At 61.6% G+C, this 24,650-nt stretch carries 23 protein-coding genes, 3 tRNA genes and 1 pseudogene; 18 read left to right on the top strand and 9 right to left on the bottom strand.

What is annotated here, in order from left to right; genetic code table 11:
• Positions 1 to 161 precede the first annotated feature (161 nt).
• The 9 genes from FO013_RS14635 (at position 162) to ettA (ending at position 9,086) form a co-directional block, all read left to right on the top strand.
• Positions 162 to 1,352 carry an acetyl-CoA C-acetyltransferase gene (locus FO013_RS14635; protein WP_143923295.1) on the top strand — a complete coding sequence of 397 codons (1,191 nt, stop codon included), beginning with the start codon at positions 162 to 164 and terminating at the stop codon, positions 1,350 to 1,352.
• 38 nt (positions 1,353 to 1,390) lie between these two features.
• Positions 1,391 to 1,705: a thiamine-binding protein gene (locus FO013_RS14630; RefSeq protein WP_143923294.1), complete on the top strand. Its 315-nt coding sequence runs from the start codon at positions 1,391 to 1,393 to the stop codon at positions 1,703 to 1,705.
• 128 nt (positions 1,706 to 1,833) lie between these two features.
• Complete coding sequence (locus FO013_RS14625; protein ID WP_143923293.1) at positions 1,834 to 2,040, top strand: hypothetical protein; 207 nt, start codon at positions 1,834 to 1,836, stop codon at positions 2,038 to 2,040.
• A gap of 142 nt (positions 2,041 to 2,182) precedes the next feature.
• Positions 2,183 to 2,256: transfer RNA gene (locus FO013_RS14620), tRNA-Arg, on the top strand.
• A gap of 130 nt (positions 2,257 to 2,386) precedes the next feature.
• Positions 2,387 to 4,084, top strand: a complete 1,698-nt coding sequence (locus tag FO013_RS14615) for a dynamin family protein (RefSeq protein WP_260848172.1) — start codon at positions 2,387 to 2,389, stop codon at positions 4,082 to 4,084.
• Positions 4,081 to 5,661 (top strand): GTPase, encoded by a 1,581-nt coding sequence (locus FO013_RS14610; RefSeq protein ID WP_143923292.1) that lies wholly within the window; start codon positions 4,081 to 4,083, stop codon positions 5,659 to 5,661. The genes FO013_RS14615 and FO013_RS14610 overlap by 4 nt, the downstream gene beginning before the upstream one ends.
• 207 nt (positions 5,662 to 5,868) lie before the next feature.
• The gene (locus tag FO013_RS14605) at positions 5,869 to 6,483 is read left to right on the top strand and encodes a single-stranded DNA-binding protein (protein WP_143923291.1); all 615 of its coding nucleotides are present in this window, start codon (positions 5,869 to 5,871) and stop codon (positions 6,481 to 6,483) included.
• A 143-nt stretch (positions 6,484 to 6,626) separates the two neighbouring features.
• On the top strand, positions 6,627 to 7,337 hold the full coding sequence (locus FO013_RS14600; RefSeq protein ID WP_143923290.1) for a DUF6993 domain-containing protein: 711 nt from the start codon (positions 6,627 to 6,629) through the stop codon (positions 7,335 to 7,337).
• Between the two features lie 66 nt (positions 7,338 to 7,403).
• A complete protein-coding gene (gene ettA / locus FO013_RS14595) occupies positions 7,404 to 9,086 on the top strand; it encodes an energy-dependent translational throttle protein EttA (protein ID WP_143923289.1) in 1,683 nt (560 codons plus the stop codon).
• A gap of 142 nt (positions 9,087 to 9,228) precedes the next feature.
• Here the strand turns inward: ettA and FO013_RS14590 are convergent, their stop codons facing one another.
• Both FO013_RS14590 and FO013_RS14585 read right to left on the bottom strand, forming a co-directional pair.
• Positions 9,229 to 9,462 carry a hypothetical protein gene (locus FO013_RS14590; RefSeq protein WP_260848171.1) on the bottom strand — a complete coding sequence of 78 codons (234 nt, stop codon included), beginning with the start codon at positions 9,460 to 9,462 and terminating at the stop codon, positions 9,229 to 9,231.
• Positions 9,459 to 10,367: an acyl-CoA thioesterase gene (locus FO013_RS14585; protein ID WP_143923288.1), complete on the bottom strand. Its 909-nt coding sequence runs from the start codon at positions 10,365 to 10,367 to the stop codon at positions 9,459 to 9,461. The genes FO013_RS14590 and FO013_RS14585 overlap by 4 nt, the downstream gene beginning before the upstream one ends.
• A 94-nt stretch (positions 10,368 to 10,461) precedes the next feature.
• Between FO013_RS14585 and FO013_RS14580 the strand changes: the two genes are divergently transcribed.
• Together FO013_RS14580 and FO013_RS14575 are read left to right on the top strand one after the other, a co-directional pair.
• Complete coding sequence (locus tag FO013_RS14580; protein ID WP_143923287.1) at positions 10,462 to 11,001, top strand: acyl-CoA thioesterase; 540 nt, start codon at positions 10,462 to 10,464, stop codon at positions 10,999 to 11,001.
• The gene (locus FO013_RS14575; RefSeq protein WP_143923286.1) at positions 10,998 to 11,675 is read left to right on the top strand and encodes a DUF8185 domain-containing protein; all 678 of its coding nucleotides are present in this window, start codon (positions 10,998 to 11,000) and stop codon (positions 11,673 to 11,675) included. The genes FO013_RS14580 and FO013_RS14575 overlap by 4 nt, the downstream gene beginning before the upstream one ends.
• A gap of 50 nt (positions 11,676 to 11,725) precedes the next feature.
• Here FO013_RS14575 and FO013_RS14570 read toward each other — a convergent pair whose 3' ends face one another.
• From FO013_RS14570 to pepN, 3 genes are read right to left on the bottom strand one after another with little or no spacing between them, the layout of a single operon-like run.
• Positions 11,726 to 12,127, bottom strand: a complete 402-nt coding sequence (locus tag FO013_RS14570) for a globin (RefSeq protein ID WP_143923285.1) — start codon at positions 12,125 to 12,127, stop codon at positions 11,726 to 11,728.
• Positions 12,128 to 12,129: 2 nt separating this feature from the next.
• A complete protein-coding gene (locus FO013_RS14565) occupies positions 12,130 to 13,248 on the bottom strand; it encodes a mechanosensitive ion channel family protein (protein ID WP_260848170.1) in 1,119 nt (372 codons plus the stop codon).
• A gap of 12 nt (positions 13,249 to 13,260) precedes the next feature.
• A complete protein-coding gene (gene pepN / locus FO013_RS14560) occupies positions 13,261 to 15,957 on the bottom strand; it encodes an aminopeptidase N (RefSeq protein ID WP_143923374.1) in 2,697 nt (898 codons plus the stop codon).
• Positions 15,958 to 16,061: 104 nt separating this feature from the next.
• On the opposite strand from pepN, the gene FO013_RS14555 reads away from it, so the two are divergent.
• From FO013_RS14555 to FO013_RS14545, 3 genes are all read left to right on the top strand, one after another.
• Positions 16,062 to 16,667 carry a mycothiol-dependent nitroreductase Rv2466c family protein gene (locus FO013_RS14555; protein ID WP_143923284.1) on the top strand — a complete coding sequence of 202 codons (606 nt, stop codon included), beginning with the start codon at positions 16,062 to 16,064 and terminating at the stop codon, positions 16,665 to 16,667.
• A 98-nt stretch (positions 16,668 to 16,765) separates the two neighbouring features.
• Positions 16,766 to 17,239 (top strand): ribose-5-phosphate isomerase, encoded by a 474-nt coding sequence (locus FO013_RS14550; RefSeq protein ID WP_143923283.1) that lies wholly within the window; start codon positions 16,766 to 16,768, stop codon positions 17,237 to 17,239.
• 16 nt (positions 17,240 to 17,255) lie between these two features.
• Positions 17,256 to 18,368, top strand: coding sequence for an alcohol dehydrogenase catalytic domain-containing protein (locus FO013_RS14545; RefSeq protein WP_143923282.1), 1,113 nt, complete (start codon positions 17,256 to 17,258; stop codon positions 18,366 to 18,368).
• On the opposite strand, the gene FO013_RS14540 is transcribed toward FO013_RS14545, so the two are convergent.
• Positions 18,349 to 19,473 carry a PQQ-dependent sugar dehydrogenase gene (locus tag FO013_RS14540; protein ID WP_260848169.1) on the bottom strand — a complete coding sequence of 375 codons (1,125 nt, stop codon included), beginning with the start codon at positions 19,471 to 19,473 and terminating at the stop codon, positions 18,349 to 18,351. The genes FO013_RS14545 and FO013_RS14540 overlap by 20 nt on opposite strands.
• Before the next feature lie 294 nt (positions 19,474 to 19,767).
• Positions 19,768 to 19,841: transfer RNA gene (locus FO013_RS14535), tRNA-Pro, on the bottom strand.
• A gap of 178 nt (positions 19,842 to 20,019) precedes the next feature.
• Here FO013_RS14535 and FO013_RS14530 point away from each other — a divergent pair.
• Together FO013_RS14530 and FO013_RS14525 are read left to right on the top strand one after the other, a co-directional pair.
• A tRNA-Gly gene (locus FO013_RS14530) sits at positions 20,020 to 20,093 on the top strand.
• A gap of 95 nt (positions 20,094 to 20,188) precedes the next feature.
• Positions 20,189 to 21,376, top strand: coding sequence for a tyrosine-type recombinase/integrase (locus FO013_RS14525; RefSeq protein WP_143923280.1), 1,188 nt, complete (start codon positions 20,189 to 20,191; stop codon positions 21,374 to 21,376).
• A 47-nt stretch (positions 21,377 to 21,423) separates the two neighbouring features.
• Here FO013_RS14525 and FO013_RS14520 read toward each other — a convergent pair whose 3' ends face one another.
• Entirely contained in the window at positions 21,424 to 22,020 is a 597-nt protein-coding gene (locus FO013_RS14520; RefSeq protein ID WP_186293133.1) for a TetR/AcrR family transcriptional regulator, read from the bottom strand.
• Positions 22,021 to 22,108: 88 nt separating this feature from the next.
• Between FO013_RS14520 and FO013_RS22410 the strand changes: the two genes are divergently transcribed.
• The gene (locus FO013_RS22410) at positions 22,109 to 22,333 is read left to right on the top strand and encodes a hypothetical protein (protein WP_186293132.1); all 225 of its coding nucleotides are present in this window, start codon (positions 22,109 to 22,111) and stop codon (positions 22,331 to 22,333) included.
• 23 nt (positions 22,334 to 22,356) lie between these two features.
• A pseudogene (locus tag FO013_RS14515) lies at positions 22,357 to 23,323 on the top strand (IS481 family transposase).
• A gap of 52 nt (positions 23,324 to 23,375) precedes the next feature.
• Here FO013_RS14515 and FO013_RS14510 read toward each other — a convergent pair.
• Complete coding sequence (locus FO013_RS14510; RefSeq protein WP_260848178.1) at positions 23,376 to 24,386, bottom strand: multidrug effflux MFS transporter; 1,011 nt, start codon at positions 24,384 to 24,386, stop codon at positions 23,376 to 23,378.
• Between the last annotated feature and the right edge of the window lie 264 nt (positions 24,387 to 24,650).

The following is a 24,650-nucleotide window of genomic DNA, read 5'->3' as shown; positions in this document are numbered from 1 at the left end:
CATGAGTGTTGGGTGCGAATTCCCAAGTGTGGACGTCTCTCGCGACCATGACACATAACCCCCGTGACGGAGGCCACAGACAGCTGGACTACCCTTGGAGCAGGCAACACTTCGTCGACTTCCCTCGCTTTGAGCGGGGTACGAATATCTGAGGAGGAAATATGGCTGAAGCAGTGATCGTCGCGGGTGCGCGTACTCCGTTCGGGCGTCTGCAGGGAGGCTTGTCGTCGCTGACAGCTGTGCAGTTGGGCGGCAAGGCGATCTCGGGCGCACTTGGTCGCGCAGGGATCAGGGGCGAGGACGTCGAATACGTCATCATGGGGCAGGTTCTGCAAGCCGGGCTCGGTCAGGGACCTGCGCGGCAGGCCGCGGTCGAAGCCGGCATCCCGATGCACGTGCCCGGTGTCACCGTGAACAAGCTGTGTCTGTCCGGCATCAACGCGATCACACAGGCAGCCCAGCTGGTGCGGGCAGGGGAGTATGACGTCGTCGTCGCCGGAGGACAGGAATCGATGAGCCTGGCTCCCCACCTGCTGGAGAAGTCACGTTCGGGCTACAAATACGGTGATGTCGTGGTCAAGGACCATATGGACTATGACGGTCTGTGGGATGCCTTCACCGACCAGGCCATGGGTGGTCTGACCGAGGAGGCCAACGCCGGTGACTTCGAATTCTCGCGTGAGGACCAGGACGCCTTCGCTGCCCGCTCACATCAGCGTGCAGCGCAGGCCTGGGAATCGGGCGCTTTCGCCGATGAGGTCGAGGCAGTCACCATCACCGGTCGCAAGGGTGACGTGACCGTCTCCACCGATGAGGGCGTGCGCGCAGAGACGACCCCGGAATCGATGGCCAAGCTGCGACCGGCCTTCCGCAAGGACGGCACGATCACTGCCGGAAACGCCTCACAGATCTCCGACGGTGCATGCGCAGTCGTCGTCATGTCTCGTGAGAAGGCTGAAGCGCTCGGTGCCCCCATTCTCGCCGAGATCCGCTCGCACGGGTGGACGGCAGGTCCCGACTCGTCGCTGCAGCATCAGCCTTCACAGGCGATTCAGGCGGCTGCCGCGAAGGAAGGGGTCGCGGCTGATTCGTTCGACCTCTATGAGATCAACGAAGCCTTTGCCGCAGTCGGGCTCGCCAGTTCGAAGGACCTGGGCATCGATCCTGAGAAGGTCAACGTCAATGGTGGTGCTGTTGCACTGGGCCACCCGATCGGCGCCTCCGGAGCGCGCATCGTATTGACTCTTGCGCTCGAGCTCCAGCGCCGAGGTGGCGGCACAGGTGTCGCCGCCCTCTGCGGTGGTGGCGGCCAGGGTGACTCGCTCATCGTGTCCGTGCCCGCACAGAACTGACAAAGATACTTAAGACAAAGATACTTAAGGAGGGCATCATGCTCGTCGCATTCTCCGTCGCACCCAGCGGCGGTGACAATACGGACGCATCGGTCCACGATGCGGTCGCCGCGGCTGTCGAAGTCGTTCGACGGTCCGGGTTGTCTCACCGAACTGATTCGATGTTCACCACGATCGAAGGTGAATGGGATGAGGTGTTCGCTGTCGTCAAAGAGGCCACCGACGTCGTCGGTGAGTTCGGCCCGCGAGTGGCGCTGGTGCTGAAGGCCGATATTCGTCCCGGTTACACCGGTGAGATCGATGGGAAGCTCGAGCGCCTGGAAAGGGCCCTCGACGCTCGCGACAACGGCTGATCAGTCTGCTCATCACCGTCGAATGGTACCGACAGGTAAGTTGGGCACAGGTGAAACTCTCGGACATTTCCTAGTGACGCAGGTCTCATTCGGGTCTACTCTTTCTTTAAGGAAGAAGGAGATGAACAATGAACGGTTCCACGTATTTCACCACAGCCACCGCACTGACGATGGTCGCCCTGCTCGGGTTCATGGCGGCCGGTTTCTTTCCGGTCATCGTCGACTTCGCCTTCGCCATCGAAGCAGTGGCCGTCATCCTCGCCCTCACCGGACTAGTGGCGGTCTCATTCGTGACGGTGCGAAAGTCACTGGAGCGCGTCGCTCGCGAGTACTGATCCGCACGTCGAACACCCCTGCTGCGGGGTGAGAGTAGCTGCCCGGACACAGCGGCCCTCGTCAGTGTCTCAGAGTTCGATCTCTGAGACACTGACGAGGGCCGCTTTCTGTTCTCGTTCCGGCATCGGTTAGGATATTTGAGCCTCCGTAGCTCAGTTGGATAGAGCAACCGCCTTCTAAGCGGTAGGTCGCGGGTTCGAGCCCCGCCGGGGGTACTTTGGGGGTACTTTTTCTCAGACTGAGAGACCAAGTGACGCTCCCAGTATTCCCACCAATAGGCAATTACCCGTCGTTACGGCGTGGCAATTGGTGCACGGCTGGGAAAACGTAGAGAGTGGATGCGTGATGACAGACAGTAAGAGTGCCGTGACGCCACCAGTGGGAGGAGCGCTGAGCGATATCGCGAAGCGAGTCTCCGAAACCCGCTTCACCTTGCAGACCGAAGATTTCGCTGACGGTCGCGAACTGCACCGTCAGCTCTCCTCGGAGTTGACTGACTACCTGCTGCCGCGGATCAATCGGACGCAGACGCCCTTCATGATCGCCGTGGGCGGATCGACCGGCGCGGGCAAATCCACGCTCGTAAACTCACTGGTGGGACGAACAGTGAGCCCTGCCGGAGTGCGCCGACCAACGACGGGCAACCCGATCGTGGTCCATAACCCCGCCGACACCAAATTCTTCGAATCACAGTCCTTCCTGTCCGATCTGCCTCGCAGTACGGACCCCACGACTTCGACCCCATCTGTCGTACTCGTTCCCAATGACGACGTCGAACCCGGCACCGCTGTGCTTGACTGCCCGGACATCGACTCAATTGCCGAGTCGAACCGCGAGCTGGCTCGACGAATCCTGATGAGCGCCGACCTGTGGATGTTCGTGACCACAGCCAACCGCTATGCCGATGCTGCACCCTGGGCCCTGCTGAGGGACGCCGCGGTTCGCAACACCTCCGTGGCCATCGTGCTCGACCGGGTGCCGCCGGAGGCGAATCGCGAGGTCAGGCACCATCTTTCCAGCCTGCTGTCCGAATCGGGTCTGGCGAATTCGCCGATCTTCGCGGTGGCTGAACTCGAGCTGGCAGAGGGCCTGCTGCCTCACTCAGCGATCTATCCGATCCGATCCTGGATCAATCAGGTGAGCTCGGAGGCCCAGTCTCAGGAGCGCATCCGACAGCGGACCCTCACCGGATCGATCGGCGCAATGCCCGCCCAGGTGAAGTCTCTGGCCGACTACGCAGAGTCGCAGGAGTCGACTTTCGACGATCTGCAGCTCAGCCTTGACCAGACCTTCAATGCTGCGAGCGAAGGACTTGCCGAGATATTCTCCGACGGTCGCGTCCTGCATGGAGAGGTCAATGCCAGATGGCAGGACTTCGTAGGGACGGGACAGCTCTTTCGCGGTCTGGAGCCCACCATGGCTCGCATGCGCGACAGAATCTCCGCTGCGGTCACAGGCAAGCACGATGCTGCCTCGCCTCTGCACATCGCGATACTGCGCAGCGCAGCGATCTCACTGCGGGAACAGGCGATCGGTGTCGTTGACGAGATCAGTGCCCAGTGGCTGCGCAATCCGGCCGGATCGGCGTTGCTGGACGCACACCCCGAACTCCGGCAGAGCGCGAACGACCTTGAGGATGCGGTCAAGTCTGCCGTGAGCGGATGGTCCAACGAGGTGAACGCGCTCGTGCGAGACATCGGCCAGGGCAAGAAGTCTAAGGCCAGGATCCTGTCGTTCGGCGTCGGCGGAGTCTGCGCTGTCGTCGAATACGCGGCATTCTGGGACCCTAAGTACACATATGCGGACGATCATGCTTCGCGCAATGACGCGAATGTCGCTCTCAGTCTCGCCGGCACGATCTTCGGTGAACAGGAGGCCGTGAATCTCATCGGATCTATCAGGGATCGCTTCCTGACTACAGCGGCAGGAATCCTCGGCGACTGCCGCATGCCTTTTGACAACGTATTACGACTATCCGCGGTACCGGCGCGGCAAGCGGGCGTTCTGCGCGCCTCCGGTGATCGACTTGAGGTGGCATTGTGAACGATCCTGCACAGTCCGAGATCAGGCGTCGGGCCGAAGGCATCCGAGACACTCTGTCTCTGGGGCCCGACAAACTGAGTCCTGAAGTTCGCGAAGACGCGCAGAATCTGCTCGACCGCGCCGAGGATCGCCTCGGCCTGGGCGAGGAATTCACCGTCGTGGCCTTCGCTGGTTCCACTGGCTCGGGAAAATCGTCACTGTTCAACGCTGTCGCCGGGCTGGACATCGCCCGGGTCGGTGTTCGCCGTCCGACTACTTCCCGCCCCACTGCATGTGTGTGGGGCGAAGGTGGCAACGACATCCTCAACTGGCTGCATGTCCCAGAACGCAGCCGGACCTGGCGCGAATCGGCGCTCGACGGTGACGATCAGCGTAAGCTCCATGGTCTGATTCTGCTTGATCTGCCTGACCACGATTCGACCGCAGTCAAGCATCGTGTCGAATCTGATCGACTCGTGGGCCTCGTTGACGTTGTCTTCTGGGTCGTCGACCCACAGAAATATGCTGACTTCTCACTGCACTCCGAATACCTGGCGAAGCTGGCAGAGAACAGCGCGAACATGGTCGTCGTTCTCAACCAGGTCGACAAACTCAGTGACGAAGAGCAGAAAGCTGCTGCTGACCACCTGCAGAAGCTGCTCGTCGAGGACGGGCTCACCGACACCAAGGTGCACTTGACGTCTGCCGTGACACGAGATGGTGTTCCTGACGTCCGGTCGATTTTGGCTGACACCGTCGATTCCAAGCAAGCCGCCTCTGAACGCCTGTTGGCTGACATGCAGGCGATGGCGAAACGGATGCAGAACGAACTCGGCGAGCCGGTGGTTCCACCCGATGAACGTCCGGGAGCTTCGCGTCTGGTGGAGACAATGTCTGATGCCGCCGGCGTCGATGCTGTCGCGCAGACCGTCCACGATGACTATATTCGCCGGGCTTACCGCAAGACGGGGTATCCGGTGCTGGCATGGATGCAGAGAAATGCCCCCGATCCGTTGGGAGCTAAGCACGGTCAAGGCAGAGACGAACTCATCCGCGCGTCGGTGCCCGCGACCAGCAGAGCCCAAAGCTCTCAGGTGCGCCTGATGGCCCATGAGCTCATCGCAGAATCAGTGTCGACTATGCCGCGACCATGGCAGAGCGCAGTCGCGGAGGCTGAGAAGGCGAGCACTGCTGAGCTGTCCGACACGCTGGACTCCGCCGTCACCGCTGTGGATATCAAACCGCAGACTCCCGGTTGGTGGTCCTTGGCCAGGTTTCTGCAGATCATCTTCTTCATCGCCACGATCCTCGGGCTGCTGGGTGTCATCGCCACAGCGATCCTCGCCATCGTAGTGCCCGGAGTGCTTCCGGGATGGAGCTGGATTGTCAGTATCGGTCTGCTGGTGGTGGGGATCATCGGGTCCGTTGTGACTTCGGTGATCGCCAAGTCCGCGCGGAACAAGGGCGCGAATGAGGCGGCCAGCGACGTCGATCGCAAACTTCGCGAGGCTGTTGGGAGCGTGGCACAGAGCTCCTATCTGGAGCCTGTCAATGCTGTGATCGGCGAACACCGGCGCGCCTACGAGACGCTGCACTGACACTTCTGTGCACATGAGCAACGACTCGTGTGCCAGTGCCCTGTGGACGGTAGACAACCGTCCACAGGGCATTTTTCATGTCTGGACACTGGGCTGCCTGGCACGCTCAATGGTGGTTGACGTGTTCGGTCGATTCAGACCGTTTCGTCCCCGATGGGCGATCCGGCAGGGCAGATCACGAAACTACCCAAGAAATGAGGCAACACGATGTCCATCATTCCGATCAACCTCAGCGGTACTGTGGCCGCCGATCCGCAGAGCCGGACGCTTCCCTCGGGCAGAGCCTGCGCTTCCTTCCGTTTGGCGGTCAATCATTGGCGCCTGGACAAGGGGACCGGGGAATATGTCTCCGATACAACTTCGTGGTTCAGCGTCGACTGCTATGGGCCCTTGGCCAGCAACGCCTCGATGAGCCTCCATCAGGGAATGTCGGTGGTGGTGCAGGGGACCCTGAAGATCCGCGAATGGTCGACAGCGGAGAAGAGCGGAATCTCTCCGACTGTAGTCGCCGAGCACATCGGTCCCGATCTTCGCTACGGAACCGCCAATTATCAGAAGGCCGGCAGTGTGAACCGACAACACGATGGCCAGGCGCAGGAATCGTCAGGCAGCGACTCAGCCTGGGGAAGCCTCGGCGGGGCAGGCGCAGACGATGTCGGGCCCGATGCCTCCGAAGCGTCGAGCCTCGGCGCAGGGAACGAGGGAGAAGGCGACTCGGTAGGTGCAGGAGATGATGTGACTGCCGATGCTGCCGGAGGAGACTCCGGAGACCTTGATGATGCCATCGCTCGTGACACGGTGAGCGCAGCAGCACCGTTCTGAGCGAGGAGGAACAGAGCTGCATCACGGTCATCGCAGGGGTCACGTGAACTTGTCGATGCTGGAACACGTTGGATCTGACCGCGATAGTGCGCGCAATCGGTTAAAGTGAGACTGTTCATCGTTCCCACCTGCTGAGGTTGTTGATGCGTCTCGTTCCCCTCCTGAGTCTCGGAGCTCTGACCTTAGCTCTGTCGGGCTGTTCGCTGCTGGGCATCGGTGGTGATAGTTCTGATCCGACGCCCGCCCGCACTCCGGCGAAACCGGTAGCCGAGGTCGACAAGGTCGTCAAGGCACTCAAGCCACTGACCGGCAATGAGGAGAAGGTCCCGTCGACGAAGAAGTTCTTCACGACCATGATCGATGCAGGCTATGATGCGGACCAGCTCGAAGCCACAATCGACGATTCGCCGTTGGGCAACGACGTTCCCTCGAAGATGTTCGGCGTCAAAACCGACAAAGGCTGCGTCATCGGAGAGATTCGGAAAGGCAAGGCGACTGCAGAGCTGATGCCTCCCACAGAATCGACCGGTTCGTGTCTGTTCGGCGAGGTCGAACGTCCGAAGGGTGTGAAGGCACCTGAAGGCGACAAGCGCGAAAAGGACGGCGATTCCAACGGCGCCGGGCATATGCCTGGCGAGGATATCAACGGCAAGGACGGAGCCTCAGAGAGTCCGGCGCCAGACGAAGGGTCGGAAGGCACCTCGTCGCAGGGCACATCTTCAGACGGCTCTTCATCCGAAGGTTCTTCTGAGGGCACCTCCTCCGAAGGCTCTTCGTCCGGAGGGACATCGTCGGAAGGCGGCTCCTCCGAGGGGTCATCTTCGGGTGAAGCACCATCATTGGGCGGCGGTTGATCCAAGGGTTTCGAGGAGTGACTCAATTGGCACTTGTGCGTGCTGAACCGATAACCTGAAGTTATTATGGCCGAATTCATTTACACCCTTCACAAGGCGCGTAAAGCGCACGGCGACAAAGTCATTCTGGATGACGTGTCGATGTCCTTCTACCCCGGTGCGAAGATCGGCATGGTCGGTCCGAACGGTGCCGGTAAGTCGACGATTCTCAAGATCATGGCCGGACTCGAACAGCCGTCCAATGGTGAGGCTCGGCTCAGCCCCGGCTTCACAGTGGGCATCCTGCTGCAGGAGCCACCACTGAACGAGGACAAGACTGTTCTCGGCAACGTCGAAGAAGGCGTCGGCGAGATCAAGGCAAAACTCGACCGCTTCAACGCGATCTCTGAGGAGATGGCCAGTCCCGATGCAGACTTCGATGCCCTGATGGAAGAGATGGGCAAGCTGCAGGAAGCGATCGACGCTGCGGATGCCTGGGACCTCGACTCTCAGCTTGAGCAGGCGATGGATGCTCTGCGCTGCCCACCGCCCGACGCTGACGTCAGTGTGCTCTCAGGTGGTGAACGCCGCCGTGTGGCGTTGTGCAAACTGCTGCTCGAAAAGCCTGATCTGCTCCTGCTCGATGAGCCCACAAACCACCTTGACGCGGAATCTGTGCTGTGGCTGGAACAGCACCTGCGGACCTACCCCGGCGCTGTCATCGCAATTACTCACGATAGGTACTTCCTCGACCACGTGGCCGAATGGATCGCTGAGATCGACCGCGGACACCTCTATCCCTACGAGGGCAACTACTCGACCTACCTGGAGAAGAAACAGGAACGTCTGCAGGTCCAGGGCAAAAAGGACGCGAAGCTGTCGAGGCGCCTCAAGGACGAACTCGACTGGGTCCGGTCCAACCCGAAGGCCAAGCAGACGAAGTCCAAGGCCCGTCTGGCACGCTATGAAGAGATGGCAGCAGAGGCTGAGAAGACCAAGAAGCTGGATTTCGAAGAGATTCAGATCCCTGCCGGTCCTCGCCTCGGCGACATCGTCATCGAAGCCGACAGCCTGCAGAAGGGCTACGATGATCGTCTTCTCATCGACGGGCTCAGCTTCTCACTGCCGCGTAACGGAATCGTCGGTGTCATCGGCCCCAACGGCGTCGGCAAGACGACTCTGTTCAAGACCATCGTCGGACTCGAAGAACTCGACGGGGGAGACCTCAAGATCGGCGACAGCGTCAAGACCTCCTACGTTGACCAGTCCCGCGGCGGAATCGATCCCAACAAGAACCTGTGGGAAGTCGTTTCTGACGGACTCGATTTCATTCAGGTGGGCAACGTGGAGATGCCGTCGCGAGCATATGTCTCCGCATTCGGGTTCAAGGGCCCGGACCAGCAGAAGAAGGCGGGAGTGCTCTCCGGTGGTGAGCGCAACCGCCTCAACTTGGCGCTGACCCTCAAACAGGGCGGAAACCTGCTGCTGCTCGATGAGCCGACAAACGACCTCGACGTGGAAACGCTGGGTTCCTTGGAGAATGCACTCCTGGAGTTCCCCGGCTGTGCAGTGGTCGTCTCGCACGACCGTTGGTTCCTCGACCGCGTGGCCACGCACATCCTCGCCTGGGAAGGCACAGAAGACAACCCCGCGGGCTGGTTCTGGTTCGAAGGGAACTTCGAGTCTTACGAGAAGAACAAGATCGAACGACTCGGTGAAGACGCGGCTCGCCCTCATCGCGTGACCCACCGTCGCCTCACCCGTGACTGACTGATTGAGTTCTGCGTGATGGACACTGTCAGCGCAGCGCACAGGGCTGATTGCCTACTGATGATGCCCCGGTTGATGACCGGGGCATCATCAGTAGGCAGGAGTTCTGCGTGTTGAGATCGGTCAGCGCTCTGGCAGCCGCCTATCGGGAGAACAGATCGCCGAGGCGAAGCACAAGCTTGAAGAGATATCTCACGGCGATGGTGCCGACGATTCCGATGACGATTGATAGGAGCGCAATCAGCGCGAGGTTGATGTCCATTGCCTCGCGGAGGAATACCAGGGCCACGATCGTGATGACGATGAAGAGCGCGACATTGACCAGACGGGAGAGGATCCTCCCAAGGATCTCGATCATCGCGGTGTCGTGGTTCACTGAGGTGCCTTGATGCGGACCATGCCCTCCTGCGCCACTGTGGCCAGCAGCTCGCCGGTCTGGGCGAAGATCCGCCCGTATCCGAGACCGCGGCCTCCCTGGGCGGCGGGAGACTCCTGAACGTAGAGCATCCACTCATCGACCCGGACCCGACGATGCCACCACATCGCGTGGTCGAGGCTCGCCACCCGGAGCCCCGGACTCGTCCAACTCAGTCCCTGACGGCGCAGTACCGGTTCGAGCAGGTTGAAGTCGCTGGCGTAGGCCAGTGCGGCAGCATTGAGCACCGGATCATCGCCGAAGGGCGAGCTGGCGCGGAACCACACGTGCTGCCGTTCGCGCTGGCGGTCATCGGTGGAGGTGAGATACAGGGAGGCCTCAACTGGACGGATCTCGAAGGGTCGCTTATTCAACCATTCGGTGACCTGTGGTGTGTCCTGTCCTGCGAGAATGTCGCGCAGCTCCGGGCACTCCAGTGGACCGGGCAGGCCCGACGGCATGGTCTCAGCGTGTTCGAAGCCCTCCTGCTCGATTTGGAATGAGGCGATCAGGGACAGGATCGGCACATCCTTCTGATAGGCGTGGACACGCCGAGCGGAGAACGATCGCCCGTCACGGAGTCGTTCGACACCGAACTCGATCGGTTCGCTGACATCCCCGGCACGAAGGAAATAGCCGTGTAGTGAATGGATGAGGCGATCATCCGGCAGGGTCGAGGCAGCGGCGACTACGGATTGTGCCACCACCTGACCGCCGAAGACACGCCCATCTGGCTTGTATTGGTTCTGTCCGACGAAGTAGTCGCTCTCTCGAGACGCTGAAGCGGAACTCAGGGTGTCGAGTTCGAGCACTTTGCGCAGTGTGTCGACGTTCGCCTTCGCAGTCGTGGGTTCTACATCGCTCATATGGGCCTCCAGCCTGCGACAATGATTCTCGTCCTTGTGCTCATGATCCTATCGCGGCACTCACCGCCGCAGTGAAAGTGGCATGATGGGTCCTATGCACACTGGCACCACAAATCCCCATCTGCACGAATTCACACGAGTCCTGCTGGAACTGAGATGGGGTGACATGGATGCCTACGGCCACGTCAACAATGTCACTCAGCTGCGCCTGCTCGAAGAGGCACGTGTCCGAGCGTTGGGGTCACCGACGCACAGCACCGATGCCCCCACAACTCCTGGTCAGCTGGGAATCTCGGGCACGGTATCGGGGATCACGATTCCGGCGATCTTCGCCGAGGCTTCGAACACCACCGAGCTGCTCGTTGCCTCGCACACGATCGAGTATCGCCGACCGATTCCCTATCGCGCGGGACCCATTGCCATTGACCTGGTCATCAGCGAGGTCAAGCCGGCGTCTGTGACCATCGGTTACGTCATCGCCGAACCCGATGGTTCGGTCGCCTATACGCTGGCGGAGACGGTCATCGTCTTTGTGGACAGAACAAACTCTCGACCACGGCGCCTGAGCCAGGAGGAGACAGCAGCTATGTCAGATGTCATTCGACCAGCCGTTCCGATGCGGAGTCGCCGGTGACGGAACTGGAGATCGCCGATCCGCTCGCGATGAAGGATCTGGCCGCATTCACTTCGCTGGCCCATCGTCTGGACCCCGATGGAGCCATGCGTCTGCACGTATCATCGACCGTGCTCGTCGTGACCATTGCACCCCTGTACCCGCATGGGATCGGCGACTCCACACCCCTGGTGCTGGCTATGCGCATGCTGCGCCTGAACGGACCGGAAATGGACGGTCTCGATGAGGTCGTGCCCTTGGCCAACCTCAAGGATCGCTTCGCCAGAGAGGAGAACGCCACCCGTCTGCCAGTCCCGCCGAACTCGGTCCTGGTGTCCTGGACCGGCATAGCGCCCCCGAAGGGGCAGTGGTCGGCCCGTGACAGAATCGCCGGTGACGTCCTTCGTTCGACCGCCGAGGCGGGAGTCGCGGAGATCAGCGACGGTGCTCCCGAGGGTGCCGGCTCACACGCGGTGAAGGCACTGCGTTCGCGTGTGTGGTCGAAGCCGATGACAGGGGTAGGAGGCACAGAGCTGCCCGGGGGGCTCGCATTCGCCGCGAGCGCGCTGCGGTTCATCCCGGAGGCCGATACCGCCTCGGCGGGGGAGACCACCGAGGAATACGAAGTCTTCGCGACCTCCGGATGGCTGCGTATCTCAACTCCGGGCGGGCATCTTCTCACCCGGGCCCGATGACCCCTCAGCTGTGACAGCTCGGCGTCGCTCCCGCAGGCAGCGCCGAGCTCTCAGACCGGATTGCTGTTCGTGTTGACCATGGCCGTAGCCGCCCGTTGGAAATAGTCCCAGAAGATCTCATCGTAGAGCGGCGGCAGCGCCACATCATCAAGCGCTGCCCGCATGGACGTCAGCCAACGGTCACGAGCGTCGAAGTCGACGGCGAAGGGGAAATGGCGCATCCGCAGCCGTGGGTGGCCGCGTTCTTCCTGGTAGGTCGTGGGACCGCCGAAATACTGCTCCAAGAACATCTGCAGCCGGTGCTTGGCGCCGGTGAGGTCGTGTCCCTCCGGGTACATCGCGATGAGCACCTCGTCGCGGTCCACGTGATCGTAGAAGACATCGACGAGGCGGGTGAAGGTGGGATGGCCGCCGACAGCGTCAAAGATGGTCTCGTTCGATGTCTGGGTCATGTTCAGCTCTCTCTGTCTGAGGTGTCGGTTCCGGCTTCATCCGCTGTCGACCGGATCTCGTCATCACTGGGCAGCGGCGAGGGTCCGTGATCCTTGGTTCGCCGCGTCACATGGGTGGCCCGAGCCTGGTCATCGGCGTCGGCGTCGATGGTGCTCTCAGGCGACTCAGTCGACCGCGGAAGCGTCCTGAGGACGGTCTCCTGAATGATCGGGATGGTGATTCCGCGCCTGTCGAACTCATTCGTGAGTTCCGCCCGGAAGGCACGTTCGACCATCCACTGCAGATTGGGCTTCGTCTTGATCATCGTCCTGATCACCCTGTACTCGGCAGAGAGAGACTGGACGCCGGCGATCTCGGGGAGTTCGAGCATTGCGGAGGCGACCTCCGTGTCCTTGGCCATTTCAGCGGTGACTGTTTCAGTGATCTCACGGTAGGTGTCCATGGAGGTGGAGTAGTTGACGGGGATCTCGAGTACTGCACGCGCCCAGCCCTGCGACAGGTTGCCGACTCGCATGATCTCACCGTTGCGCACATGCCACAGGGTTCCCGTGAGATCACGTACAGCTGTCTTGCGGAGACCGAAGTCCTCGACCTCGCCGACGGCTTCGCCCAGGTCCACGGTGTCGCCGATGCCGTATTGATCCTCGATGACCATGAAGAACCCGGACAGGTAGTCCTTCACGAGCTCCTGAGCGCCGAAGGCCAATGCCACACCGACGATGCCAGCCGAAGCCAGGATCGGTGCGATATTGAAGTTCAACTGGTCGAGGACCATGAGGATCGCGATGACGCTGATGATGATCGTCGCCACGGACGAGAGCATCCGACCCACGGTCTTCGCCCGCTGCGCGCGGCGTTCACGAATCACAGTCGGCTCGATGCCGGTCCGCTGGGATTCCATGACCGAGCTCGAGAACTTGCTGTTCTCCGCCTTCTTCTCGCTGCCCACGGTGCCCTTGGCCACTGCAGTGGAGAAGCGTCGGATGAACAGCCGCATCACCACGTTGAGCACGATCGCGCCGATGATGATGATGACGATCCTCAGCGGAGCATCGAGGAGAAAATCCCAATCGATCTTGGGTGCGGTCACGAGGTCAGTCTTCAGTGCATCGAAAGTCATGATGCCACGAGCCTAACGGCCGAAGGTCAATGCGCCCTTGGAACTGCTGGACACTTCCTGAGCGCTCAGAGCTCGCTGGGCATCGGCAAGATTCTCACGCATCAGGCGAACTAGACCTTTAGGGGCCGCGGGGTGATCGTCCAGCCATTCCCGGGTGGCTTTGACAGTGTGCTCGCTGACCGGGGGGAACAGCCGCAGCGTCATGGTCTGCGCCATCTCCAGGGTCCTCGTCTCCCACCATCCGGAGACCCGCTGGAAGTACTCGGTGGAGAAGTCGCGCAGTGGTTCCTCCGAGACGAGGATCTCACCGGTCTCCGTCTGCAGACCGGAGGCGAATCCCAGCGCGAGAGCCGCGAGTTCCGAGTTCGGGAGGTCAGCCTCGTCGAGAATGCGGATGAACGCCTTCGACTTCGCCGCCGAGGTGGGGCGTGCGCTGCGAGCGGTCGCAGCCTGACGTGCCCCGGTGGCCGAAGGGTCCGTCTTGGTCATGGCCGTGATTGCGGAGTCATCGATCGCATCGTGTGCCGCGAGTGCGATGATGATCTCCCAGGTGAGATCGGTATCGATGGTGATCCCGTGGACTGTGTCCCCGGTCGCGTCCAACCAGGACTGCAGTTGGGAGATCTGGGCCTGAGATGAGGCATGTTTGATGAAGCCGCGGACGAATTGGAACGCCTGGTCTGTGCCTCCGGGCACGGTGTCGAGGAGTTGCGCGAACCGATCGGCGATGGATGTGTGAGCCTCTGCCCGCGCCTGCGGGGCCAGGTAGGCCCCGACAGCGGTTTCGAGTTGACGCATCTGGGAGAGCAGTCCCGAGGAATGTGTCACGACCGCACAGTTGTCCAGGACAGTGGTGATGTAGTCCTGGGCCGGACGCTGTCCGTCGCGCACCGTGTCCCAAAGGGTCCCGAGGATCAGCAGCTGCGTCAGCGAGTCGTCGAAGTCCCCGAGCCGCTCGGCCGCGACGTCCATGCTCTCGCGATCGAAGCGGACCTTCGCATAGGTCAGATCTTCGTCATTGACGATGATGACGTCGGGCTTGGACAGGCCGCGAGCTTCGTCGACGATGGTCGAGTCCGAATCGATGTCGATCGGGAAACTGTGAGTGCGGACCAGTCGGCCATTCCCATCGTCGGAGTAGAACCCGATGGCCAGGCGATGCGGACGCAGCGACGGAGCCGGCTGTCCTTCGATGATCCAAGGCTCCTGGGTCACACGCAGCTTCGTCACCACCTCGGCGCCGTTGTCGGACTCGGTGTCGACCTCGGCCTCGATGAGGTTGATACCGGATTCCTCGAGCCACAGATTCGACCAGGTGGCGAGGTCACGTCCGCTCGTCGCCTCGAGCTCGCCGAGGAGGTCTGGCAGTTCGGTGTTCGACCACGCATGCTTGTCGAAATAGCGTTTGAGACCGGAGAAGAACTCTTCCCGACCGACCCACGCGACCAACTGTTTGAGCACCGAGGCACCCTTGGCGTAGGTGATGCCGTCGAAGTTGACCTCGACATCTGCGAGGTCTTCGATGCTGGCGACGATCGGGTGTGTGCTCGGGAGCTGATCCTGGCGGTAGGCCCACGACTTCTCGATCGTGGCGAACGTGGTCCATGCCTCCGTATACTCGGTGGCCTCGGCGGTGGCCAAAGTCGACATGAACTCCGCGAAGGACTCGTTGAGCCACAGGTCGTTCCACCACTTCATCGTGACCAGATCGCCGAACCACATGTGCGCCAGTTCATGGAGCACGGTCACGGTGCGGCGCTCGACAAGAGCCTCGGTGGGCCGAGACCGGAAGACGTAGTTCTCCAGAATGGTCACGGCGCCGGCGTTCTCCATCGCACCGGCATTGAACTCCGGGACGAAGAGCTGATCGTACTTCTCGAACGGGTAGGACACCCCGAACTCACGTTCGTAGAACTCGAATCCGGCCCGTGTGATGGTGAACAGGTTCTCGGCATCGAGATGGTCGAAGAGCGACTCGCGGCAGTACAGTCCAAGGGGGACAGGCGAGCCATCGGAGGAGATGAGCTCGGAATGCACGCTGCGGTACGGGCCGGCCACGATCGCAGTGATGTAGGAGGAGATCGGAGTCGTCGGGGCGAACTGCCAGACTGCGGTGTCCTCAACCGGCGCTTCGTCGAGTTCGGTGAAGACTTCGCTGGGATCACCGGGAGTCGGAGTGGGGGAGTTCGACACGACCGTCCAGCGCGCGGGCGCCACAACTGTGAAGGAGAACGAAGCTTTGAGATCGGGCTGTTCGAACACAGGGAAGACGCGTCTGGCGTCGGGAACCTCGAACTGTGAGTAGAGGTAGACCTCATCGTCGATGGGATCGACGAAGCGGTGCAGGCCCTCGCCGGTGTTCATGTAGTAGAAGTGGGCATCGATGACGAGCTCATTCTCATCGGCGAGGCCCGGCAGAGTGATCCGGGACGCAGAGACGACCTCGGAGGCCTCGAGATCGAGTCCGTTGAGTCGGATTCGTTCGACGCTGGCGGTGATGGCATCGATGAATGTCGTTGACTCGGGTGTTGCGGTGAAGCGGATGCGGGAGCGAACTCGGAAGCTGTCGCCCTCTCCTGTGAGAATCAGGGTGTTCTCGTAGCTCGAGACGTCGACGAGGGATGAACGTCTGCGAGCTTCCTCGCGGGTGAGGTTGTATTGGGGCACTTTGAGGTGACCTCCGCTTCGGGTCCGGGTGTACTTCGCCATTCTTTCATGGACGCATTCCTCATCGGTGCCGAGGCTTGATAAATTGGCCTCGGACATCGCGGGAGTTTCGCCGGATCCCGCGCCCACCCTAATGAGGAGTGAAATTGAGCAGAGAAACACTTGACCTGTGGTTCGACACGGCCTGCCCGTGGGCATGGATGACGTCGCGCTGGGGCCTGGAGGTCGCCAAGGTCCGCGACATCGAAGTGAAATTCCATGTCATGAGCCTGAACATCCTCAACCGCGACAAGGACATCCCGGCCGACTACCGGGAGCTGATGGATCGTGCTCTGGCACCGATGCGCATCGTCACCGCTGCAATCGCCGAACACGGCGAGGAGATCACCGAGTCTCTCTACACGGCGATCGGAACCCGCATTCACCCAGGCGGCGAGCAGGACTTCGGCAAAGCCGTCGCCGAGGCGCTGGATGAGGTCGGTCTGCCCGCTGACCTCATGCAGTACAGCGAGAGCGACGACTATGACGCCGCTCTCCAGGAATCTCATGATGAGGCACTGGCACTCGTCGGCGACGATGTGGGCACGCCCATCTGCCGTGTGGCAGGAACGGCTTTCTTCGGCCCGGTCGTCACTCCGGCGCCGAAGGGCGAGGATGCTGGTCGACTCTTCGACGGAGTTCTCGCTGTCGCCTCGACTCCCGGCTTCTTCGAGCTCAAGCGCACGCGCAATCAGGGTCCGATCTTCGACTGAGGCTGTGACCGCGTCTCAAACACGTCCCGAAGCACACACGAACACACGCACAGTCTTTCCCGGGCATCTGGTCCCGGGCACTTCGAAGGAGTGACCACATGAAGGTTCATCTCGGAACCGACCACGCAGGATTCGAATTCAAAGAGGTTCTCAAGGCCCACCTCGGCGAGTCGGGTCACGAGGTCATCGACCACGGCGCGCTCGAATACGACGCACTCGATGACTATCCCGCGTTCTGCATCGCCGCGGCACAGGCCGTCGTCGATGATCAGGCAGCGGGTGTTGAGGCCCTCGGTGTCGTCATCGGCGGGTCCGGCAACGGAGAGCAGATCGCTGCGAACAAAGTCAAGGGAGCCAGGACCGCCCTGGCCTGGAACACTGACACCGCAAAACTCGCGCGCGAACACAACAACGCTCAGATCGTGTCGGTGGGCGCCAGACAGCACACGGAGGCTGAGTCGATTGCCATCGTCGATGCCTTCCTCACGGAGCCCTTCTCCGGCGAAGAGCGGCACGAGCGTCGGATTCGGATCATGGACGAGTACGAGGCCACAGGCAAGGCCGGCCTGTGATCACGGGGGCAATGCTGTGAAGATCCGTGGAGCCGTGCTTCGGGACATGGGTGCCCAGCGCCCTTACGCTCAGACTCGGCCGATGTCGATCGAGGACCTCGAACTCGACGGGCCCGGTCCCGGTGAGGTTCTCATCCGTCTCAGCGCTGCCGGTGTCTGCCATTCCGATCTCTCCGTCGTCGACGGCAACCGGCCTCGGCCGCTGCCGATGCTGCTCGGGCACGAAGGCGCAGGAATCGTCGAACAGCTCGGTGCAGGTGTCGATGACTTGGAGATCGGCGATCAGGTCGTCACCGTGTTCCTGCCGCGCTGCGGCGAATGCGCGAACTGTCTCACGGACGGCAAGCTCCCGTGCACTCCGGGCAGTGCCACGAACGGCACGGGAACCTTGCCGTTCGACGGACATAAGGTCCGCCTTCACGATGATGCGGGTGCCGAAGTGCTCCACCACCTCGGTGCGTCGGTGTTCGCCTCCCACGCTGTGCTCAATCGCGCCTCAGTCGTCCCAGTGGCCTCCGACGTTCCCGCATCGATCGCGGCCGTGCTCGGCTGTGCGGTCCTCACAGGCGGGGGAGCGGTCCTCAACGCGGGAGTTCCGGGACCTGAGGACGAGGTCATGATCGTCGGACTGGGCGGGGTCGGGATGGCTGCCCTGATCACGGCCCTGTCCGTTGAGACTGCCGGCGTCATCGGCGTCGATGCGAATCCGGACAAACTGCTCCGGGCAAAGGAACTGGGCGCTGCCGAGGTCTACACTCCCGAGCAGCTGGGCCAGCGACGGGCACCGATCGTCATCGAATGCGTCGGCCATCCGCGGGCCTTCGAAACCGCGTTCTCCGCGACCGCGGTCGGCGGGAAGACCATCACAGTGGGCTTGCCTGCCCCGGACGCGCAGGCACACATCACCCCGGTCACCCTCACCGCCGAGGCACGCACCGTCATCGGTTCCTACCTGGGCTCGGCGGTGCCAAGCCGTGACATTCCCGTCTACGCCGATCTGTGGCGTCAGGGCAAACTGCCGGTCGAGGAGCTGGTGTCGGACACAATCGGCCTCGATGACCTCAATGAAGCCTTCGACGCTCTGGCGGGCGGAACTGTTGTGCGGCAGGTCATCGACTTCCGGCGCTGAGGTCAGATGGAATGCGGAGGATCCGGTCGTCGCCGTCGGCCGGATCGCCGCGCCCGTCCGTGTTGTTCGTCAGGATCCATACCTCGCCACTCGGTGTCGTCACCACATCACGCAGGCGACCGAACTCACCGGAGTAGGAAACTTCGGACTTGGCGACATCCGCTGATGGCACGGTCCGCAGGACCTGACCGCGAAGGTTGGCGATGAGAATTGTGTCGTGGCTGATGGCGATTCCACTCGGGCTGGCCTGGTCGGGGCTCCACTGCTGAATCGGATCGATGAAATCATCGTCATCGGCGCCGCCCTCTGAGATCCCTTCGATCTCCGGCCAACCGTAGTTGCCGCCGCCCTCGATGATGTTGAGTTCGTCCCAGGTGTCCTGGCCGAACTCGCTGGCATACATGGTGCCGTCCTCGTCCCAGGCCAATCCCTGCGGATTGCGGTGGCCATAGGAGTAGACGAGGGAATCGTCGAAGGGGTTATCCTCGGGCACACTGCCATCGGGCTTCATTCGCAGGATCGAACCCGAGAGCGACTCACGATCCTGTGCAGCACTCTGGTCGCCGGCATCTCCGACCGTTGCATAGAGCATCCCGTCCGGGCCGAAAGCCAGGCGCCCACCGTTGTGGAATCCGGCCTTGGCGATGCCGTCGACGATCGTCTCGGGCGAGCCGAGTTCGATCCCATCAGAACCGCGCGTGATCGGAAAGCGCTGGATTCGGTTGTCCGATTCGGCAGTGAAGTAGGCATAGAGACTGTCGCCGCGGACGCTCAGTCCCAAGAGACCACCCTCACCCGAGGCGGAGACGCCTGCAACCGTGGCGGCCTCCCGGACGTCTGCGGGGCGCTGAGAGTCGATTTCGAGGATACGAGCGGAATCCCGTTCACTGACCAGAGCTGTCTCCTCATAGAAGGCAATCGACCATGGGGCCTCTAGATTCTGGGCCACAACCTCCGATTCTGCATCGAGGCGGCTATCGTCATCGGCCCCGTTGCCGTTCTGCGAAGAGGGAGCCGCTGAGCTAGCTGAAGGCGAATCTGCGTGGGGCGTATCGCCTTGATCGGAGCCGCAGCCGCTCAGCGCCAGCATGAGTGTCATCGCCATAGCGGCGCGTCTACGAGCGGTGGCAGCAGGGCGGTCTCCGAACTGTGCCGCGAGGTGGTGCGGACCCGTGCATGGTGGCACCTTGTGGAGGAGTGGTCTGTCGTGTTCTCGGGTCGGCATCGGCGGCGCACCTTTCGGCCTCGGCAATCTGCGAGCCTGCCTTCCCATTGTCCCCTGTACTGACGAAAGATGGGAGGCGAGATCATCATGAGAGCGAGTTCAGCACGAGTCAGTAGTGGGCCATGGATACGAAGAAAGCCGCCCGGACATTCAGTCCGAACGGCTTCACTATCGTCGGGATGACAGGATTTGAACCTGCGACCCTCTGTTCCCAAAACAGATGCGCTACCAAGCTGCGCCACATCCCGCGACGTAGACAATCTAACCACAGGCAGGGGTCAAGATGCACATCGATTCGGCTCCTCAACGCGAATGGGATGCAGGTCACAGGCGGCACGTGAAGTCGCGGCAGGCGGTGTGACTCAGCTCATCTTCGGTCAATTTGGCGGCCGGTGCGGATGTCGACTATAGTCGTTAACGCAACACGGGGATGTAGCTCAATGGTAGAGCCTCAGTCTTCCAAACTGATGGTGCGGGTTCGATTCCCGTCATCCCCTCCAAGTTTTAGCCCTCTCACCAGGGCAAACGTCACCGAGAAGGTGATTTGGCCGCATGGATCCGAATTTTGGCCGCATGAAACCCGTATGATCGGGGCATGGCAAGCATCCGAAAGTACTCCACGACGAAGGCAAACAAGTGGCGCGTCGATTGGCGTAAGCCTGGTTCTCGGGACAAGGCGTCGATGACATTCGATACCGAAGCTGAAGCTCGAATGTGGAAGACCATGCTCGATGAGACTGGTTCTGACGTCATCGAAGCCGGACGCCGGTGGAACGCGGCTCAGTCTAAAGACGAAACTATCGAAGATCTCGTCACCGAATACATTGCCTTTCAATCGCGTGGTGACTCACGAACGCTCAAGGACTATCAGGCGCTTCAACGCAACCACATCACGAATGAGATCGGTTGGAAGTCGGCAGCGAGCGTTGAAGCAAAAGACCTGCGCAAGTACGTGAAGACACTGTTGGCGAAGAAACTCTCGCCGAAGACCATTCGCAATATCTTCACCATCGTCTCGGCCGCATTCAACTTGGCTGTCCAAGATCGCCGCGTTCAGGCCAACCCCTGCACCGGCGTAAGACTGCCGACTCTGATCAAGACAGAGCCGCCCATCATTGCTCAGCGCGACATCGATGTCATCATGAAAGCGATCGACCCTCACTTCTCGCTTCTCATTCGCACTCTGGCAGGTACCGGCCTGCGTTGGTCGGAGAGTGAAGCGCTTCTGTGCTCGGACCTCTACCACCGCAACGGCGTGACCTACATTCGTGTGTCGAAAGCGATGAAAGGCACAGGTAAAGGTCGCCACCCTGGACCGCCGAAGACGCCTGCAGCCGATCGCGACATCGCTCTCGACGATGACCTTGCAGAAGCCCTGGTCAACCACGTGAAGCTGCGCTCACTCGACGATCACATGTTCACGATGAAGCGCGGAGGCAAAATGAGCTACCTCGGCTTCACCGCGAAGTACCTCATCCCGACAGTGGAGCGAAAAGACGTCGACGTCAATTCAACTATTCGCTGCCACTCATTCCGCCACTATCACGCCAGCGTCTTGGTAGCAGCCGGTGTCGACCCCATTAAGGTCGCTCAGCGCCTCGGGCACACCGATACAACGATCACGCTCAACAGGTACTCGCACCTTCGTCCGGGTGCCGATTTCGAGACGCTGCAGGCTCTCAACGGAATCTGGGGTGACAACAATGAACCGGTGGATCCTGGTGCGGCTGCTCAGTCGGATGACGCGTCAGCATTCCTCGGCAGTATCCTCAACGGCAGCTAGTTGTTGCTGGCCAGGACGTTATTGACTGTTGAGGCTGGCTTGGTCTCCTACGGACTGATGCCCAGCCTGCGCAGGTGATAAGTGAAGACATCGAGCGCCTGAGCTGAGCTGCCACCATAGACCGCGACTTGTGTCCCGAGTCCTGTGGCCAGGCCGAACAAGAGTCGGGCTTCGGCCACGGGGTCGAGGTCGGCATTCAGATGGCCGTCTCGTTGCGCCTGGGCGAGGACGTGCGTGCAGAGGCCGATGATCTCGTCGTCGCCGGATGTCAGGAGGTCATGGATGCGAGGCTCGTTCTGGGTTCGGGCAGCGAACGCGACATTGACGCGGATTGCGTCTCGCACTACCGCTTCCTCGCCGAGAAGTACGGTCAGGATCGCCAGCATCACTTCGCGCGGCGAGCCCTCTGCCTCGGCGAGCAGTTGTTCGAGGTGCTGCTCGATCAGCAGGTAGGAGTGCTCGACCCCAGCGAACAGCAGGTCGTTTTTCAACGAGTAGTAGTGCTGCACCTGCCCCATCGACACCTTGGCCTCGACAGCGACGGATCGCAGTGACACGGCGTCGAGTCCTCGGGCGGCGATGACGCGCCACACGGCGGCCGCGATCCGCGCCCGGTGCTCCTCAACGTTCACGATCTTCGGCACGGGGCCATCATATTGCAATGCGATCGCATTGTCATATAGTCTCGGCATGACAATGCGAACGCATTGCAACAGGTGAGAGGGGTCGGCTATGAACGCGAAGAACTTAGAGATCGCGCAGGGGTTCGCCGTGTTTGCGGGGATCCTGCTGGGCGTGATCCCGTTGGTCGGAGTACTCATCGGCCAGGGGCCGATGCTTTGGAATCTCGTCCTACCCGACGAACACGGCGCGTCTCACTATGTCGCGCCTATCGCCGTCCTGGTGATCGCCGTCATCACCGTCTTCGCGCTTGAAGTGGCGAAGAACCGTCGGTAGATACAGACGGCTCGCACCGCGCTATGACTCATCGCAATGCACCGTTGACAGTCGAAGGGCGTCGTCGCCTGGTCGATCGTTGCCGCACCCGCCCGATCGCTCACCTCGCCTCTGAGACGGGCATCTCTCGAGCAGCTGCATCGAAGTGGGTCAATCGTTATAAGCGATTCGGCGACCTCGGGCTCATGGATCGCTCGTCAACGCCGCTGCGCCAACCAACTGCAACAGATCCTTCGGTGGTCGCGAGGGCCGAGTGGATGTGCCGCGAACACAAATGGTCAGCGGCGCGGGTCGAGTTCGAGCTCGCGCTCGGTGGCTTCAATATCAGCCGTCGCACGATCTCTCGCATCCTGCTCCAACTCGGCCTCAATCGGTGCAGATACATCGATCTGGATGGCGAGTCGAACCGCGAGCCTCAAGAGATCGTCGCCGAACGACCCGGCCATATGGTTCACATCGATGTGAAGAAGGTCGGACGCATCCCCGACGGCGGCGGCTGACGCGTCCACGGGCGAGACAGCGAAGAAGCACGGCACCCGACGCGGATACGTCTACCTTCACTCTGCAACCGGTGGGCACACCCGGCTCGCCTCTATCGAAGCCCTCGACGACGAAAAGGGCGCGACCGCTGCCGGGTTCCTCGAACGCGCAAAGAACTGGTTCGCCGCGCACGGCATCACCACGATCGAGCGGATCGTCACCGATAACGGCGCGTGCTACCGATCGAAGGTCTTCGCCGAGGCCATGTCCCCAACGTGGCACCAGCGGATCACGCCCTACACGCCGCGCCACAACGGGAAAGTTGAGCGCTACAACCGCATCCTCGCTGAGGAGTTCCTCTACGTCCGCGCCTGGCACTCAGGGCAAGAACGCTCAGACGGGCTCGTGGTCTGGAACATGCACTACAACTACCACCGGCCACACGGCGCACAACCACCAGCATCCGCCGTTCCCGTTGCTGTCAACAATGTCCTGGCCTCATACACCTAGCGCCCGGACGCTCCCACAACTGGCGCTGGAACCGCGAGAATAAGCAAGACTCTCAGCTGCGGCGGGGATAGACAACGGTTAGCGCGGCTGAGGCACAGATCGTCATGGTTGTACCCATGGCGACTGCGGTTACTTGGCCGGGCAAGCTCATGGCGGAGGCGGCGAGGCCGCCGACGAGGAATTGCAGTAGTCCCTGCAGGGAGGAGGCGGCTCCGGCAGCGGAGCCGTGGTCGCTCAGAGCCAGGGATGTGGCATTAGCCAGCACGATGCCCAGCATGGACACCGCCAGGAAAAGGCAGGTCAGCAGCAGCGGTAGTGGGAGGCCCAGCAGGGCGCAGGTAAGGACGCCGGCGGAGCCGAGGGTGGCCACGATCAGGCTGACACGCAGCAGGGTGTGCTCGTCGACGGCGCGGCCGACGAGCCAGGCGCTGACTTGCCCGAGCAGCACGATGCCCAGTCCATTGAGGCCGAAGACGATGCTGAACTGCTGTGCTGTGAGCCCGTAGGTGTCTTGCAGGACGAACGACGATCCGGAGATGTATGCGAACACGGCGGCGAACATCAGCGCTGCGGCGAGCACGTACCGCAGGTAGAGGAGGTCGGTAACCAACGATCGGAAGGTCCGTAACGTCGTGCACAGGTGGGCCGGCGCCCGATTGACGTGCGGCAGCGACTCGGGCAGTGCGAAGACGACCGCAAGTAGCAAGATGGCGCCGACGGCCGCGAGCGCTAGGAACACCGCCCGCCAGGTGGTGAGCGTCAGCAGTTGGCCGCCGATGACGGGTGCCACGACCGGTGCGACGCCGTTGACGACCATGAGGGTGGAGAAGAACCGGGTCATGGCGCTGCCGGAGAACAGATCCCGCACGATGGCCCGCGCCAGGACAGTGCCTGCAGCCGCACCCAGCGACTGCAGTATCCGGCCGGCGATCAGGTAGCCAACGGTGGGCGCAAGCGCGCACCACAGCGACCCCGCCATGTACAGCGCCATCCCGGCAAGCAGCAGGCGGCGGCGCCCCCAAGCGTCCGACAACGGACCCACGACTACTTGAAAGAGGGCCAGGCCGACGGACGAACGCCGTAAGGCTCATTTGAACCAGCGGAGCACTGGTGTGCAGCTGGTGGGCCATGCTTGGCATGGCGGGTAGGTACATGTCGATCGTCAGTGCACCGAAAGCGCTCAGCGAGCCGAGCAGCAGGGCCAACCGCATCCGGCGCCCCAGGCTCATCGGCTTCGGGCTGTCGATACCTGCCGTCTTCGTGACCTTCCGCGGATCTTGCGCGTCTCCATGAGTTATGGACATGGAATTATGTTGTCATAACTCGG

The organism is Brevibacterium aurantiacum (assembly GCF_007558825.1).
GTDB classification, from domain to species: Bacteria; Actinomycetota; Actinomycetes; order Actinomycetales; family Brevibacteriaceae; genus Brevibacterium; species Brevibacterium aurantiacum_A.
The sequence above is the reverse complement of the archived record's forward strand: the minus strand, read 5'-3'. Positions and strand labels throughout refer to the sequence as shown.